The sequence below is a fragment of the Antarctobacter sp. genome, from assembly GCF_965277915.1.
Taxonomy (GTDB): domain Bacteria; phylum Pseudomonadota; class Alphaproteobacteria; order Rhodobacterales; family Rhodobacteraceae; genus Antarctobacter.
In genome coordinates this window covers 23,355-39,243 of sequence record NZ_OZ255849.1, presented here as the reverse complement: position 1 = coordinate 39,243, position 15,889 = coordinate 23,355, and the positions used below count along the sequence as shown (strand labels likewise).

The 15,889-nt window shown below is 63.9% G+C and carries 14 protein-coding genes; 6 read left to right on the top strand and 8 right to left on the bottom strand.

The annotated features are described in order from the left end of the window. Window positions 1-7 precede the first annotated feature (7 nt). The 8 genes from ACQY5B_RS01165 to ACQY5B_RS01130 form a co-directional block, all read right to left on the bottom strand. Window positions 8-874 (bottom strand): carbohydrate ABC transporter permease, encoded by an 867-nt coding sequence (locus ACQY5B_RS01165; RefSeq protein WP_305967680.1) that lies wholly within the window; start codon window positions 872-874, stop codon window positions 8-10. A gap of 103 nt (window positions 875-977) precedes the next feature. Then, complete coding sequence (locus tag ACQY5B_RS01160; RefSeq protein WP_420326793.1) at window positions 978-2,282, bottom strand: ABC transporter substrate-binding protein; 1,305 nt, start codon at window positions 2,280-2,282, stop codon at window positions 978-980. Window positions 2,283-2,398: 116 nt separating this feature from the next. After that, entirely contained in the window at window positions 2,399-3,430 is a 1,032-nt protein-coding gene (locus ACQY5B_RS01155) for a LacI family DNA-binding transcriptional regulator (RefSeq protein ID WP_420326794.1), read from the bottom strand. 182 nt (window positions 3,431-3,612) lie between these two features. Next, a complete protein-coding gene (locus ACQY5B_RS01150) occupies window positions 3,613-4,818 on the bottom strand; it encodes an efflux RND transporter periplasmic adaptor subunit (RefSeq protein ID WP_420326796.1) in 1,206 nt (401 codons plus the stop codon). A gap of 4 nt (window positions 4,819-4,822) precedes the next feature. Next, entirely contained in the window at window positions 4,823-7,183 is a 2,361-nt protein-coding gene (locus ACQY5B_RS01145; protein ID WP_420326797.1) for an ABC transporter permease, read from the bottom strand. Window positions 7,184-7,187: 4 nt separating this feature from the next. After that, window positions 7,188-7,916 carry an ABC transporter ATP-binding protein gene (locus ACQY5B_RS01140; protein ID WP_420326798.1) on the bottom strand — a complete coding sequence of 243 codons (729 nt, stop codon included), beginning with the start codon at window positions 7,914-7,916 and terminating at the stop codon, window positions 7,188-7,190. A gap of 120 nt (window positions 7,917-8,036) precedes the next feature. Next, complete coding sequence (locus tag ACQY5B_RS01135) at window positions 8,037-9,125, bottom strand: Gfo/Idh/MocA family protein (RefSeq protein ID WP_420326799.1); 1,089 nt, start codon at window positions 9,123-9,125, stop codon at window positions 8,037-8,039. After that, entirely contained in the window at window positions 9,122-9,838 is a 717-nt protein-coding gene (locus tag ACQY5B_RS01130; protein WP_420326800.1) for a GntR family transcriptional regulator, read from the bottom strand. The genes ACQY5B_RS01135 and ACQY5B_RS01130 overlap by 4 nt, the downstream gene beginning before the upstream one ends. Window positions 9,839-9,967: 129 nt before the next feature. On the opposite strand from ACQY5B_RS01130, the gene ACQY5B_RS01125 reads away from it, so the two are divergent. From ACQY5B_RS01125 to ACQY5B_RS01100, 6 genes are all read left to right on the top strand, one after another. Next, window positions 9,968-11,122 (top strand): LLM class flavin-dependent oxidoreductase, encoded by a 1,155-nt coding sequence (locus ACQY5B_RS01125; RefSeq protein WP_420326802.1) that lies wholly within the window; start codon window positions 9,968-9,970, stop codon window positions 11,120-11,122. Further along, window positions 11,122-12,006 (top strand): aldo/keto reductase, encoded by an 885-nt coding sequence (locus tag ACQY5B_RS01120; protein WP_420326803.1) that lies wholly within the window; start codon window positions 11,122-11,124, stop codon window positions 12,004-12,006. The genes ACQY5B_RS01125 and ACQY5B_RS01120 overlap by 1 nt, the downstream gene beginning before the upstream one ends. After that, a complete protein-coding gene (locus ACQY5B_RS01115) occupies window positions 12,006-12,515 on the top strand; it encodes a flavin reductase family protein (protein ID WP_420326804.1) in 510 nt (169 codons plus the stop codon). Before ACQY5B_RS01120 ends, ACQY5B_RS01115 begins: the two co-directional genes overlap by 1 nt. A 77-nt stretch (window positions 12,516-12,592) precedes the next feature. Beyond that, window positions 12,593-13,189, top strand: coding sequence for a TRAP transporter small permease (locus tag ACQY5B_RS01110; protein ID WP_420326805.1), 597 nt, complete (start codon window positions 12,593-12,595; stop codon window positions 13,187-13,189). A gap of 1 nt (window position 13,190) precedes the next feature. Next, window positions 13,191-14,708, top strand: a complete 1,518-nt coding sequence (locus ACQY5B_RS01105) for a TRAP transporter large permease (RefSeq protein WP_305967669.1) — start codon at window positions 13,191-13,193, stop codon at window positions 14,706-14,708. A gap of 30 nt (window positions 14,709-14,738) precedes the next feature. Then, on the top strand, window positions 14,739-15,797 hold the full coding sequence (locus tag ACQY5B_RS01100; protein ID WP_305967668.1) for a TRAP transporter substrate-binding protein: 1,059 nt from the start codon (window positions 14,739-14,741) through the stop codon (window positions 15,795-15,797). Window positions 15,798-15,889: the final 92 nt, after the last annotated feature.

Genomic DNA, 15,889 nt, shown 5'->3' with positions numbered 1-15,889 from the left:
GTCCTCCTCAGGCGTCCAGGTTCTTGCCGACGATGCGCATCAGGAAGAGCGCGACGATATTGGCCAGGATGATGGCGTAGACCCCGCCCGCAGACCCCAGACCGACGTTCTGGCTTTCCAGCACGCGCTGGAAGATCAGGTAGGTCAGCGTCTTGGTGCCGAATGCGCCCGACGTGGTCACGAAGATCTCTGCGAAGATCGACAGCAGGAAGATCGTCTGGATCAGAACCACGATGGTGATGGCCCGGCTGAGGTGCGGCAGGATGATGTAGAAGAAGCGCGAGAGCGGCGATGCACCGTCCATTTCGGCTGCTTCGAGTTGTTCGCTGTCCAGGGACTGGATCGCGGTCAGCAGGATCAGCGTCGCAAAAGGCAGCCATTGCCAGGACACGATCATGACCAGAGAGGGCAGCGAAGCCTCGGAGAGCCATGAGATCGGCTCTGCCCCGAAGAACCGCCAGAGATGCGCAAACAGCCCGTTGGTCGGATCCATGAACATGTTCTTCCAGACCAGTGCGGAAACCGTCGGCATCACGAAGAAGGGCGCGATCACGAGGATCCGGACCACTCCCTGGCCCCACATCGGCTGATCCAGCAGGATCGCAAGGAGCACCCCGAACATCACCGTGACGACAAGCACGCCCCCGACGATGATCAGCGTGGTCATGACGCTGGGCCAGAAGGAACTGGAGGTCACGAAACGGACGTAGTTGTCGAAACCGGCCCATCCCAGGTCACCGCCGCGCAGGGGCAGGTACTTTCGGAACGAGAACCAGAGGGTCATGGACAGCGGTACGAGCATCCAGACCAGTAGCAGGAACACCGCTGGCGCCATCATCAGACGGGCTGCGGATCGCGAGTGCTGGGTCGCCATTGCGCGCCTCCTCCCTTGGCGGCCCCGGGCCGCCACATAGATGTATCTTGAAAAACAGGAACCGGAGGGCGGTTGCCCCCGCCCTCCGGCCTGGGAGGATGCCTCAGTAACCTGCGGCTTCCATTGCGTCGATCGTCAGAGCCTGCGCTTTTTCAAGCGCTTCGGCCACGGTCTGCTGACCGGCATAGACGGCCGAGAACTCCTGGCTCACGTCGGTGGCGATACCCGCGAACTCGGGGATCGCAACGAACTGGACGCCGACATAGGGAACCGGATCGACCGTCGGGTCGTTCGGGTCGGCAGCCAGGATCGAGTCCAGCGTCATCTGGGCAAACGGCACCTTCTGGTACTCGGGGTTGTCATAGAGCGACTGACGCGCGCCCGGAGGCACGTTGGCCCAACCCTCGTTTGCAGCGACAAGCTCGATGTAGTCCTTCGAGGTCGCCCATTCGATGAACTGCTTGGCAGCCTCTTCCTTCTGGGTGCCCGCCGGGATCGCCAGCGCCCATGCCCAAAGCCAGTTGGCGCGCTTTTCGACACCTTCCTTGTTCGGCGCGAGGGCAAAGCCGACCTTGTCGGCAACGGTCGAGTCGTCCGGGTTGGTCACGAAGGAGGCCGCCACGGTGGCGTCGATCCACATGCCGCACTTGCCCTGCTGGAACAGCGACAGGTTCTCGTTGAACCCGTTGGTCGCGTAGCCCGGAGGGCCGTAGTTGTTCATCATGTCGACGAAGAAGGTCAGGGCCTCTTCCCACTCGGGCTGATCGAACTGGGGCGTCCAGTTCTCGTCGAACCAGCGGGCGCCGAACGAGTTGGCGGTCACGGTGATGAAGGCGCCGCCTTCACCCCAGCCGGCCTTGCCGCGCAGGCAGATGCCGTTGATGTCCTTCTCGCGGTCGGTCATCGCCGCTGCGGCCTCGCGGATGAATTCCCAGGTCGGGGCCTTGGGCATTTCCAGTCCGGCTTCCTGCATCAGGTCCGTGCGGTACATGATCATCGAGCTTTCGCCGTAGAACGGAGCCGCGTAAAGCGTTCCGTCGTGCGACAGGCCCTGGCGCATCGCCGGCAGGATGTCGTCGGCATCGTATTCCGCCGACAGGTCGTCCAGCGGAACCAACCAGCCGTTGGCGCCCCAGATCGGGGTCTCGTACATGCCGATGGTCATGATGTCGAAAGCACCACCCTTGGTGGTGATGTCTGTGGTCACTCGGGTACGAAGAGTGTTCTCTTCCAGTGTGACCCAGTTCACCTCGTGGCCGGTCTTGGCCGTGAAGTCATCCGTCAGCTTCTGCATACGGACCATGTCGCCGTTGTTCACGGTGGCAATGGTCAGAACTTCGGCGGAGAGCGCAGTCGCTGTCACCGACACGAGAGCGGAAGCCGCTAGAAACGCGCCTTTCAAAGTCATCCAAAATCCTCCCTTGGAGTGCTCTTTGCACATTAGGAAGATGCGGGATGAACCAGATTCGAGTCAATCGAAAACTTTACGGGAGTAAAATTATTTCTTGCCGCGACGCAGAAATTTCAGGCGGACTGACGCATCAAGAGCCGGCCATCGAACCGGATTTCATCCCTGTTTTCAGCCCGTTGACCATTCTCGATCAGCTTGAACAGGCGGTCCACGCTACACTCGGCGATTGCCGTGTAATCGTGGGACACCGTGGTCAGCGGCGGACAGGTAAAGCGTGAAAACGGATGATCGTCGTGCCCGGCAATGCGCATGGCCGTACCGGGCCCGCGCCCGACTCGCAGCCCCTTGGAATAGGCAGCGGCAAGCAAGCCGATTGCGAGTCGGTCATTGCTGCACAGGACAGTGTCCATCGGCAGCCTGTGCTGCTCGATCAACTTGATACCCTGCTCCATGCCGATCCGCTCGAAATCCCAACCTTCGCCCTCGACCTGGATCAGATGCGGCTCATGCCCCAACCCCTCCATCACCTCGCAATAGGTTTGCCTGCGGCGATAGGCGTTCGGATTCGAAGGCGTGCGCATCTCGAAAAACGCTGGCGGACCGCCCGTGCGGCACAGGTATTCACATATCAACGACGTGGCCTGAGAATTGTCGTGACCGACAAATGCCTCACCTATTCCAGCGATATTGCTGTCAAAAAGAACCGTCGGAACGGATTTGGCAAAAGCCTCGAGCGCCCGCCGGTCAGAGGCACGACCCAAGGGCGCCAACAGGACACCGGCTGGCTTGATCGCGCGCAGGCTCTCAAGGTTCTCGACCTCCTGCTGCGTGCCCCCGTGCGAGCTCAACAGGATGGTCCGGAACCCGGCGCCGCTGACCAGAAGCTCCAGCTTGCGGGCAAATTCGGCAAAAACTGGGTCGGCCAGATAAGGAACGACGATCCCGATGTTCTTGGTCAGCTTGCGGTTCTGGTTGATGGCAAAGATGTTGGGGCGGTAGTCGTACTGCTCCAGCGCGGTTTCGATCCGTGCACGGGTGGATTTCCGCACACTGTCCGGATCGTGGAAGTACTTGGACACGGTTGGGCGCGAGATCCCGCTGACCTCGGCGAATTCCTCCATATTGCGGATCTTTCGACCGGCCATACCCCCTGATCTCCCTTACGGCATCGGACCGCGCCCGCCCGTCACGCCCAGGGCAAAACTTAACGCGCGCAATGTTACAAGATTGAGCGCACCGCGCGCATCCGTCAAGAATAAGTTGTACGCGCGTCAAATCACAAGCCCCGACAGGAGCTTATTCGCGCGGCGTCGCGGGATGCACGCACCTATTGCCAGTCGCGTTCGACCACCTCGATCCCGTCCGCCACCGTGTCCGGCGGATGCAGGATCACCCGGTCCCCCGCCCTGACGCCTGCCAGAACCTCGGCGCTGCGCCCGTCGCGGCGGCCGATTTCGATCGCCGTCTCCCGCGCGATGCCATCAGCCAGGACATAGGTAAACCATTGCCCTTCACGCCGAAAGATGGCCGAGAGCGGAATCAGCAGCGCGTCCTCGGTGCGCCATTCCTCGATCCGGACAAAGACCGAAAACGCCTGTCCCAGACCCTCGCGTATCTCGGGTGGAGACGTGAAATCCAGCACCGCATCCACGCGCTGCTCCTCGATCCCCAGGGCAGAGACGACAGTGCGCGCCGCCGGTTCGATCAGCCGCAGTTCCGCCGCCAAATCACCCTCGCCGCCCCAACGGTCCACCTGAGCAGGGGCGCCCGGCGCCAGCCGCGTCGCCTGAGAGGACAAGAGATCGACGACGATTTCCAGGTCTTCCGGATCGCCGATGCTGAGCAGCGGCGCACCCGCCACAACGGGCCGCGCGCTTTCCCCCTCGACCGACAGGACGACCCCGTCAGCTGGCGCCAGGATCGGCAGGCAGCAATCGCCCTCCCCCGGGTCCTGTTCGGGGTCCACCAGCACTGCCTGCGCGCTTTCCAACGCCGCCCGCGACATCGCAAGACGCGCATCGGCGGACAACTTGTCGGCCTCGGCCAGCTGCAACTGCTGCGCCGCCGTCTCTAGCGCAGTGAGCGAGGCCGTGCCCCGGTCCGCGAGCGCCTTGGCGCGATTGTACTGCGACTGGGCATAAGCGCGCTGCGCCTCTGTCCGGGCCACCTCGGCCTCGGCGAATTTCACACTGGCCTCGGCTTCGTGCAGGGCTGCCACCGCCTGCGCCCGGCTGCGCGCATCCAGGAGCGTCGGCACGGCGGGCTGCACCTGTGCAACCACCGTCACCCCCTTCGCCACCGGATCGCCCACCGCAACCGGCAGGCGCAGTACCGTGCCCGCGATGGGAGAGGAGACCTCATAGACCTCGCGGATTCGCGTCTTGCCGTCAGCATCCACCGTGACGCTCAGCGCGCCGCGCGCCAATGGCGCGGTGTCCACCGGGATCGGATCGGTTCGGAAGGCGGTGATCGCCAGCCCGCCCACAAGGGCGAGGCCGACGGCCGAAAGTCCTATGGTACGCAGGGACCACATGTCCTCACTCCCTTGTTTTCATGACGGCGATCAGGTCAAGACGTCCCAGACGGCGCGCCACCAGCGCCACCGAGACCGCCGCAGCGCCCAGCACGATCAGGCTGGCCCGGGCAAAGGTGGCCGGTTCCAGCACCAGCGGAATGGCATAGAGATCGCTGGTGAAGCCCTCGGTCATCAACCGCGCCACGCCGTAGCCGATCACCCAGCCCACCGGCTGCGCCAAGGTCGCAAGCAACAAGACTTCGCCGGCGAGGATATAGGCCACCTCGCCCTTGCCAAAGCCCAGGATGCGCAGGCAGGCCAGTTCTCGCGCCCGTTCCGACAGCTGAACCCGGGCCGCGTTGTAAGCGACGCCGACCGTGATGATCATGCCAAGAATGCCGTAGACGGTGGTGGCGATCAGGATGTTCTGGCTCAGCGTCTCCATGAAGCTGAGGCGGTTCTCGGTCATGTTGATGGTGCCCATCAGCCGGGGCACGTCCTTGATCCGCTCCTGAAAGGCCTCCGCCGCCTGCGGGTCGGCCAGCGTCACGTTGACATTGGACACCCTCGGGCTTTGCCGGAACATGGCGTTCAGCGTGTCATGGGCGAAATAGGCGCCCAGGCCAAAGAACTGGGTGACGATGCCGGTCACGGGCACCTCGAAGGTCTCTCGCCGCCCGCTCTCAAAGCTGATGGTCAGGGTATCGCCCACCTTGATGTGCAGCGCCGCGGCCAGCCGGTCCGACAACAGGATGCCAAAGGGATCGGGCGCGATCACCTGCCCGTCGCCATCCACCACCCGCGCCAGATCCGCCGCATTGGCCACGGTCGAGACCGGAACCTGTTTCTCGTAGGAGCCATAGATCAGACGAGCGGCGTGGTACTGCTGCGGCTCCACCTGCAGGACGCCAGGCAACCGCCTGACCTCTTCCAGAGCAGTGTCGGGCGCGTCCGGATCGAACAGCAACAGCATGTCCTGCCGGTTCGACTGGTAAAAGGCAGTGTCGATGATCTCGTCCATGGCGTCGGGAAAGAAATTCGAGGCCACCAGCACGGAAACCGCCAGCGCCATCCCCAGCATCGTCATTCCGGCCCGCAGCGGCCAGCGCAGAAGGCTGCGCAGGATCATCCGCGTCGGCTGGCCCAGCCGCAGCAGATCGGCCAGCCGGTCAAGCGTCGAGCCATGAAAACTCGGCGGGGCCGGCGGGGCCATCGCCACCGCCGGCGCCAGCCTTGCGGCGCGCATGGCGCTGTTCAGCGCCCCCGCGCTTGTCGCCGCCAGCCCCAGCATTGCCGAAAGCGCATAGATGCTGAGCGGCACGCCGAAGACGAGAAAGGGAAAGTCGAAATACTTGGCGTAAAGCTGTGACATGGCCTGCGCCAGCCAGGACCCCGCGCCCCAACCGATGCCGACTCCAAGAAAGGCGATCAGCGCCGCCAGCATCAGGTAATGCAGCCCGATTTCCCAGTTGGTGTAGCCCACCGCCTTCATCAGGCCGATCTCGGACCGTTCCAGCTGCACGATCCGGCCCATGACCATGTTCACCAGAAAGACGGTGATCCCCAGGAAGACCGGCGGCAGGACCCAGGCCATCACCTCCAACGACTGGATCTCTGCATCGAGGAAGGCGTTCGACTGCTGTACGTCGCGACCCACGGGCGTTGCCGCGCCGTAGGGATCCAGCAGCGCCTTGACCGCGTCCTTGACCGGCTCCAACGGCGTGCGCGGCAGAACGGACAACGCCACGGTGTTGAAGGCCCCCGCCATGCCGAATCCGGCATCCAGCACCTCGGCCTGCATCCACAGGATGCCGAAGGTCTCGTTCTGCGGCATCAGGGCGCCGGGGCCGATGGTATAGACGAATTCGGGCGACAGGGCGGTGCCGGTGATCGTCACCGCGCGCTTGCGTCCGTTCAGGTTGACCGAGATCCTGTCGCCCGGGACGAACCCGTTGGCCTCTGCAAAGGGTTCGTTGACCACCGCCTCGCCCGCGCTTTCGGGCCAGCGCCCCCGGCGCAGCAGCGGCACGTTCAACAGCGGCTCGCCCATTTCGGGGCGCGAGATCAGCAGCCCGGTGGCCGGTTTCGCCCGCCCGGGAATATCGAGGATCGCGTAGGACCGGACCTGTGTCTCCACCTGCGCCACGCCCTCGATGTCGCGCAGTTGCGCGATCAGGCTGTCGGGCGCGCGGCGGGCCGAGGCAAAAACGTGAGCAAAGCGGTTGCTGTCGTAGTAGGCGCTGCGGGTCTCGTTCAGGGCGCGGCTCATGCCCACCGACATGATGATGACGGCGATGCCCGCAGCCAGCACAAGGGCGATCGCCACACCCTGCACCCAGAGCCTGCGAAAGTCGCGGAACAGCTTGAGATCCATCGCCTGCATGCGCTCACCAATGGATCTCGGTTGCGGCAAGGCGGCTGTCGTTTTCCTCGATCCGGTCAATGCGCCCGTCCTGAAAGCGGATCACCCGATGCGCCATAAGACGGATGGCGGCGTTGTGGGTGATCACCGCGGTGGTGGTGCCGAATTCGTCGTTGATCCGCTGCAGCGTCGACAGGACCTGCGTGCCGGTGTGGCTGTCCAGCGCGCCGGTCGGCTCATCGCACAACAACACGTCGGGCCGTTTCGCAATGGCCCGCGCAATGGCGACACGCTGCTGCTCCCCGCCGGACATCTGCGCCGGGAAATGGTCCATCCGGTGACCAAGCCCCACCAGTTCCAGCGCCTCGGCGGGTTTCATCGGGTGTTTCGCCACATCCGTGACCAGTTGCACGTTCTCGCGCGCGTTCAGCGAGGGCACCAGGTTGTAGAACTGGAAGACAAAGCCGACGTGGTCGCGCCGATAGCGGGTCAATTGCCGGTCGCTGGCGCGGGTCAACTCCGTCACACGGAACCAGAATCGCCCGCCGCTGGGCCGGTCCAGCCCTCCGAGAATGTTGAGCAGGGTCGACTTGCCAGAGCCGGACGGCCCCAGCAGCACGGTGAGTTCCGACCCGTACAACTCAAGGTCCACACCCGCGAGCGCATGTACCTGCACCTCGCCGGTGTCATAGGTCTTGGTCAGACCCTGGGTACGAAACACCACTTCGCGGGTCCTGTCCTCGAATCGCGCCATGAGCCTCTCCGCGTGTCCCGTGCAAACTGCGCGGGACGCATCATTGGCGTCATGATCCGTATCAAGGTCTGGCAAAAAATCCTGCCAGACGGCAACGCGGTGCCCGTTGCAATGCCGCCGCTACAGCAGCACCGCCTGCCCGGTCCGCGCGCTTTCCTGCGCTGCCAGCCCGATCCGCACGGCGGCCATGCCGTCGGACAGCGTCACCTCTGGCTCCCCCTCGCCACGCACCACGGCGTTGAACCCTTCATGCTGGTAGAAGGTCGACCCGTTGTGATCGCCCGCGGCCAGCAACTCGGCCTCCACCGGCACCTCGACCACGCGCGGCCCCTTGGGCACGCGCGGAGAGACGATGACCTGAGGCACCGGCGCCTCGCCCAGATGCACGGGCCAGAACCGTCCCGGTCCGGGCACCAGCGCCTCGATCTTGCCACGGGGGCCAACGGCGCAGATCTCTTCCTGGTAGCGCGATCCTTCGGCGAACATGCAGAGTTCCAGCATCGCCCGCGCGCCGCCCGCGAAATCGAGGATCACATAGCCGTTGTCCCAAATGTCCGGCGCGCGCCCGTCATAGGTTTCATCCTTGTGGTTCACCGCCTGCCCGGCGCTGGCCATGACGCGCACAGGCTCGTCCCGCAGGATCAGACGCATGAGATCGAAGAAATGACAGCACTTCTCGACAAGGGTGCCGCCGCTGCGCGCGTTGAACCGGTTCCAGGCGCCAACCTTGGGCAGAAAGGGGAAACGGTGTTCGCGGATCGACAACATGGAAATCCCGCCCGTCGCCTCGGCAACCTCCTGGCGCAACAATGCCACGGGCGGCATGTAGCGATATTCCATCGCCACCCAGACCGGCGCCGGATAGCTGCGCGCGAACTCGGCCAGGAAAGCCTCGTCTTCCGGCGTGGTATACAGCGGCTTTTCGCAAAGCACCGGCAACGGACGCGCCGCCGCGATCTGGCGCAACTGCGGGACGTGGCAATCGTTCGGGCTGACCACCACCAGAGCGTCGAGTCCCTCAAGCCCCAGCAACTCGTCCAGCGTAGGGCAGACCTGTGCGCCACCCGCCAGTTCCGCGGCGCTCTGCGCCAGGTCCGTGACCGGGTCAAAGACCGCGACCACCCTGCCCAGGGGCAAGAGGTTGATGTTCTGGATATGCTCGCGGCCCATCATGCCACAGCCGATCACGCCATATCTGACCACACTCATCCCCTGCCGATCCTGTTGATATAAGTGACGGTTTCCGCGTCGAACCATGTGCGCGAGTATTCGACCGGCGCACCAGACTTGTCCCAGGCGATACGCTCGACATAGCCTGCGGTATCGCCCGCCCGGGGTGGAAACCGGGTGTCGCGCCATTCGGGCACCGGCGCAAAGCCGACCCTGTCCTCCGCCGAAAGGATCACCAGCCCCAACCGCTCTCGGTAGAACAGGTACAGCGATTCCAGAACGTCCTCGGCCGCGACACGGGCCGCCTGCACCCCGTCCAGCCAGATCTCTTCCATGGCCGCCGGTACGCCGCCCAGGAACCGCAGCCGTCGAAACCGCCACCCTTCGGCAGAAGGTCCGAAAGCTGGCGCATCTGCCGGCTTCGCCAACCGCTCGACTCCCAAAAGCTCCGCTGTCGGCAACCCGCCCCCGGCCTTCAGCTCCAGCCGCAGCATGGAATAGATCGAAGCGACGCCGTCACGCGCGCGAACATAATTGCCAGAGCCCTGAACACGGTCCAGCAACCCCTTGTTGGCCAGCGCCTCCAGCGCCTTGCGCAACGTGCCGACCGCAATGCCCAGCTGTTCGGCCATCTCGCGTTCCGGCGGCAACCGCGCACCATCAGCCAACCGCCCCGACGCGATGTCACGGATCAGCATCTCGCTGATCTGGGCGTGCTTGGGCAACGCCGCCGAGCTTCTTCCCCGGGCCAAGACGATCTCCTCCCGCCGCGGTCCTGTTCGTGTCGCGGCAAAATTAATACACTATTGATGCATGAAATTCCGGATGCTACGCAAGAAGAAATCGACGCCGAATCCGGCGCACTTCCGGGAGGCCCTGAAATGACCGTCGTGCCCGTCACATCCCCAGATCTCGATGCGTCCGAGGTCAGCTGGTTCTCGGCGCTCTGCTCCGACGACTACCGCTACCTCGGCGTGCCCGAAGGCGATCTGCGGTCTTCCTTCGAGCATTGCCGCGACATCGTGTTGGAGGCGGAAAAGCAGGGCTTTCGCAACATCCTCGCGCCTTCTTCCTATCAGGTCGGGCAGGACACGCTGAGCTTTGTTGCGGGCATGGCGCCTTTGACCGACCGGATCAACATGCTGGCCGCCATCCGCTGTGGCGAGATGCACCCGATCATGCTGGCCCGTACGGTCGCCACGCTGGATCACATGATGAAGGGACGGCTGACCCTGAATGTGATCTCGTCGGATTTCCCCGGAGAAAAGGCCGAAAGCGCCTTTCGCTACCAACGCTCGCGCGAGGTGGTGCAGATCCTGAAACAGGCCTGGACGCAAGACGAGATCAATTTCCAAGGCGAGGTCTACAATTTCGAAGGTCTGACCACCGATCCCGCGAAACCCTACCAGACCGGCGGTCCGCTGCTGTATTTTGGCGGCTACTCGCCCCCGGCGCTGGACCTCTGCGGCGAACACTGCGACGTCTACCTGATGTGGCCGGAACCCAAGGACCAGCTTGCCCAACGCATGAAAGACGTGAACGCCGTCGCCGAGCGCTATGGGCGGACACTGGACTACGGGTTGCGCGTGCACATGATCGTCCGCGACACAGAGGCCGAGGCACGGGAATACGCCGAAAGCCTGGTGTCGAAACTGGACGACGAATACGGACGCCTGATCCGCGACCGCGCCCATGACAGCGGCAGCCTGGGTGTGTCCCACCAATCGCGCGCGCGCGAACTGGCCGACCAGTTCGGTTTTGTCGAGCCGCACCTCTGGACCGGGATCGGGCGCGCGCGGTCGGGCTGTGGCGCGGCGCTGGTGGGGTCCGCCGACCAGATCCTGAGCGAGATCGAGGAATACCGCAAGATGGGCATTCGCGCCTTCATCTTTTCCGGCTATCCGCACATTGACGAATGCCGGCATTTCGGCAAGTTGGTAATGCCGGAGCTGAAAACCTGTTCGCTGCCGCATGAATACGGCCGCGTCCCCGATGAAACCCCGGCAACGCCCCTTGGCGTAGGAGAGCGCAAGTAATGGACCGCGTAGATCTTCAAGAGGGGCTGAGCCTCAGCCGCATCGTTTATGGCATGTGGCGCCTTGGCGACGATGCCGTGACCGCGCCGGATCATGTGCGCAACAAGATCGCCGCCTGCCTCGACCAGGGCATCACCACGATGGATCAGGCGGACATCTACGGCGGCTACATGGCCGAAGAGATCCTGGGCGCGGCGCTGACACCGGACCTGCGCAAACAGATCGAGATCGTCACGAAATGCGACATCGTGGCCCCAGTGGGCCGCTACGCGGATGCGCCGGTGAAATACTATGATACCAGCCGCGCGCATATCATGGCATCGGTCGATCACTCGCTCAGGCTCATGGGCATCAACGAGATCGACCTGCTGCTGATCCATCGTCCCGATCCGCTGATGGATCACCGCGAAACGGGCGAGACGCTGGACGACCTGGTCGGCTCGGGCAAGGTGCGCGCCGTGGGCGTGTCGAACTTCAAGCTGCACGACTGGACCCTGCTGCAGTCTGCGATGAAAACGCCGCTGGTGACCAACCAGATCGAACTTAGCCTGTCGGCGCATCAGGGCTTTACCAATGGCGACGTGGCCTTCCTGCAGGAGCGGGGCATTCCGCCGATGGCCTGGTCGCCGCTGGGTGGCGGCGCGTTGATGACAGAGGATACCCCACTGGCGCAGGTCATGGACCGGGTGGCGGATGATTTCCTCGTTGACCGGGCTGCGGTGGCCGTGGCCTGGTTGCTGGCGCATCCGGCGGGCATCCTGCCAGTCATGGGCACCAACACGATCGAGCGGATCAAGGCGTTTTCCAAGGCCCTCGACATCCAGATGACCCGCGAACTCTGGTTCGAGCTATACACCGCTGCGCTGGGTCACGAGGTGCCCTGATGGACGGGGACCTGAGCCACTCCATGCAGACATTCGACCCGGCCGAAGACAGCCGTGCCTTTCGCGAGGCGCTTGGCAGCTTTGCCACCGGCGTGACGGTGGTGACGGCGCAGGGGCCCGAAGGTCCGGTGGGCATCACCGCCTCCAGCTTTGCCAGCGTCTCGCTGGATCCGCCGCTGGTGCTGTGGTCGCCCCAGAAATCCTCGCGCCGCTTTCCGCTGTTTCGCGATGCACGCCACTACGCGATCCATGTGCTCGACGGCCACCAGCAGGAAATCTGCACCGCGTTCACCCGCGAAGCCAACGCCTTTCACGCCTGCGACTGGGCCGAGAACACCAACGGTGTGCCGCAGATCGCCGGTTGCCTCGCCCGCTACGATTGCACACAAGAGATCACCCATGACGCGGGCGATCACATCATCATCATTGGCCGCGTGACCAGCGCGGCCTTCCGACCCGGCCTGCCCCTGCTGTTCCAGGGCGGCCGGTTCGTCAGCCTCAAGGGCTGAAACCGCAGGGACCGGGGCACCCAAGATCCCGGCCTGAACAACAAGGGGCAAAAAGCCCCGCCAATGGGAGGAGCGCCATGCCGGTGCTGCTGACACTGCTTTGGCCGCTCGAACGGCTGAACACCGGTCTGCTTGCCGTGGGCCGCGTCATCGCGGTGCTTGCGCTGGCGGTGATGGTCTGCCTGATCCTCGGTCAGATCTTCTGGCGCTACGTCCTGAATGACGCCCCCAACTGGACAGAAGAGGCGGCCCGCTTCGGAATGCTCTGGCTGGTGGGCCTGATGGCACCGTTGGCCTACCGGCAAGGCGGCTTCGTCGCCATCGACCTCGTCGAACGCGCCCTGCCCCGGATCATCGCCGTGCTTTTGTCGCTGGTGCTCTTGGGGATCTCGCTCTGGGTGCTGGTGATCGCCTGGGACAAGGGGCTGAACAACCATGTCGACAGCCTCTCGGGGCGCGGCTGTTCCTCGTCGCTGCGCTGGCCCTTCGGGATCGAGATCGGCAAGTGCAAGGCAAAGTTCGCCAACCAGTACCAGTACGCCGCGCTCTGGGTCGGGGTGAACCTGTTGATCCTCGTCAACGTCGAGCTGATCCTACGGCAGGTCATCACCCTACTGGGCGGCGGCGACCGGTTGAAACCGCTGCACCATGACTCGATGGCGGGGGCCGACTGACATGCTGATCTGGTTCCTGCCCGTCTTCCTGGTGCTCATCCTGATCGGCCTTCCGGTGGTCTTTGCCTTGCTCGCCGCACCCTTTGGCCTGCTGGTGATGGACGACCAGAGCCGTCAGCTCTCGGTTCTCTACCGCAATCTCTACAACGGCATGGACAGCTTTCCGCTGATGGCGCTGCCCTTCTTCATGCTGGCGGGCGAGATCATGAACCGCGGCGGCATCACCATCCGCCTCGTCGAGTTCTCACAGGCCATCATGGGCCACCTGCGCGGCGGGTTGGCCCAGGTCAACATCCTGTCCTCGATCCTCTTCGCGGGCCTGTCGGGGTCAGCGGTGGCGGACACCTCGGCGCTGGGGTCGACCCTGATCCCGGCGATGGAAAAGAACGGATATTCCCGGCGTTTCGCCGCCGCCATCACCGCCGCCTCATCCGTCATCGGACCGATCATTCCGCCCTCGGGGATCATGATCATCTATGCCTATGTCATGGGGGAATCCGTCGCCGCGCTGTTCCTTGCGGGCATCGTGCCGGGCATCCTGGTGGGTGTCGGCCTGATGGTCATGGTCCGCCTCATGGCCGACCGCTACGACCTGCCCAAGGCCGAACGCATCGTGGCTCCGGGCCAGACGATCAGTACAACGGAATACTGGGTCAGCCTCATCCTCGTGCGGATCAACCTTGCCGGGCTGTTCTACGCCGTCGCCGCGGCGATCCCGGGCAATCCGGGCGGCTGGTCGGTCTATCTTGCCATGCTGGTCCCGGCGCATTTCCTGCTGATGTACTGGCGCCGCTCGGTCAGCCATGATTTCCGCATCGTCTGCAAAAAGGCCGTCGCCCCCCTGCAGACCCCGATCATCATTCTCGGCGGCATCCTCATCGGCGTCATGACCCCGACAGAGGCCAGCGCCGTGGCCGTGGCCTACGCGCTTGTGGTCAGCTTCGTCGTGCTGCGGTCCATGACCCTGCGCGACCTCTACCAGGTGCTGGCCCGCTCGGCGCTGTCCACATCCGCCGTGCTGCTGCTGGTCGGCGCGGCGGTCTCCTTCAAGACCGTGGTCTCGCTCAGCCACGCGCCACAGATCCTGACGGACATCATCCTCGGCCTGTCGGAAAACCCGCTGATCCTGCTATTCCTCATCAACATCCTGCTGTTCATCGTGGGCATGTTCCTCGATGCCGGCCCGGCGATCATCATACTCGGCCCGATCCTTGGCCCGATCTTTGTCGAACTCGGCGTTCACCCGGTGCATTTCGCCATCATCATGAGTGTGAACCTGACCGTGGGCCTGGCCACGCCGCCGATGGGGCTGGTGCTGTTCGTCGCCTCCACGGTCAGCCGCGAGCGGGTGGAAACCATCGCCCGCGCGATCCTGCCTTTCCTCGCGGTGGAGATTCTCGTGATCTTCCTGATCACCTATTTCCCGCCGATCTCGATGACCGTGCCCTATCTTACAGATTTCATCCGATGCCCGGCCGATGCAGGCTTCATGGCCTGTATCAGCCCGGAACCAAGGTAAAGACAGACGACAGCATACGGGAGGAACAACATGCTGAAACAGTTTTTCACCGCAGCGGCCTTTGCCGCCGCCACGCTGACCGGGGGCGCCGCGCTGGCGCAGGACCCGATCAAGCTGGTCGCCACCGCCAATTCGAACGAAGCGGACGAGGATTACGCCGGCCTGATCGTCTTCAAGGACTTCGTCGAGGCCGCGTCGAACGGCGCGATCGAGGTCGAGATCTACATGGGCACGCAGCTCTGCTCGACCGGCGCGGAATGCATCGAGGGCGTGGCCGAGGGCTCGATCGACATCTACATCTCCACCTCCGGCGGCGCGGCGGGGATCTTTCCCTATGTCCAGGTTCTGGACCTGCCTTACCTGATGGCCAATGACCGCGTGGCCGAACACGTCCTGTCAGGTGACTTCGTGCGCACCATGCGGGACATGGCGCTTGAGGACAGCGACAACACCGTGCGCCTGATGACCATCGGCAACACCGGCGGCTGGCGCAACTTCGCAAATACCCAGCGCCGCATCACCTCACCCGCCGACATGGAAGGGCTGAAGATCCGGACCGTCGTGGCCGACCTGCCGCAGGAACTGGTCAAGGCGCTTGGCGCCGCACCGACCCCGATCCCGTGGCCCGAGCTGTTCACCTCGTTCCAAACCGGTGTCGTGGACGGGTCCAAGAACGGCATCACCGACATCATGGGCATGAAGTTCCCGGATGCGGGCCTGCAGTACATCACGCTGGACGGGCACGCCTATATGGGCGCGCTGTGGTGGATGAACAACGAGAAGTTCCTGAACATGGACCCGGCGATGAAGCGCGTTGTGGTTGATGGCTTCTACGCTCTGCAACAGGCCACCTTTGCCGCCCCCAAACGCGGCGCGATCCAAGCCTATGCCGATTTCGTCGAAGGCGGCGGTGACATTTACGTCCCCTCGCCCGAGGAAAAGGCCGCCTTTGCCGAGGCTGCCAAGCCGGTGCAGGACTGGTTCCGCGAAAACGTGGAGGGGGGCGACAGGATTCTCGATGCACTGATCGAAGCGGTCGAAAAGGCAGAGGCAGACCTTCAAGCCGCTTATGATGCCGACCTGAACTGATCGGCCATCCGGGCAAGACCCGGGCCGGGCAGGCAATGCCCGGCCCGTTCTGCGTTGAGGACCCACGCGGTTCGCCGCCCATTTGTCCCGAA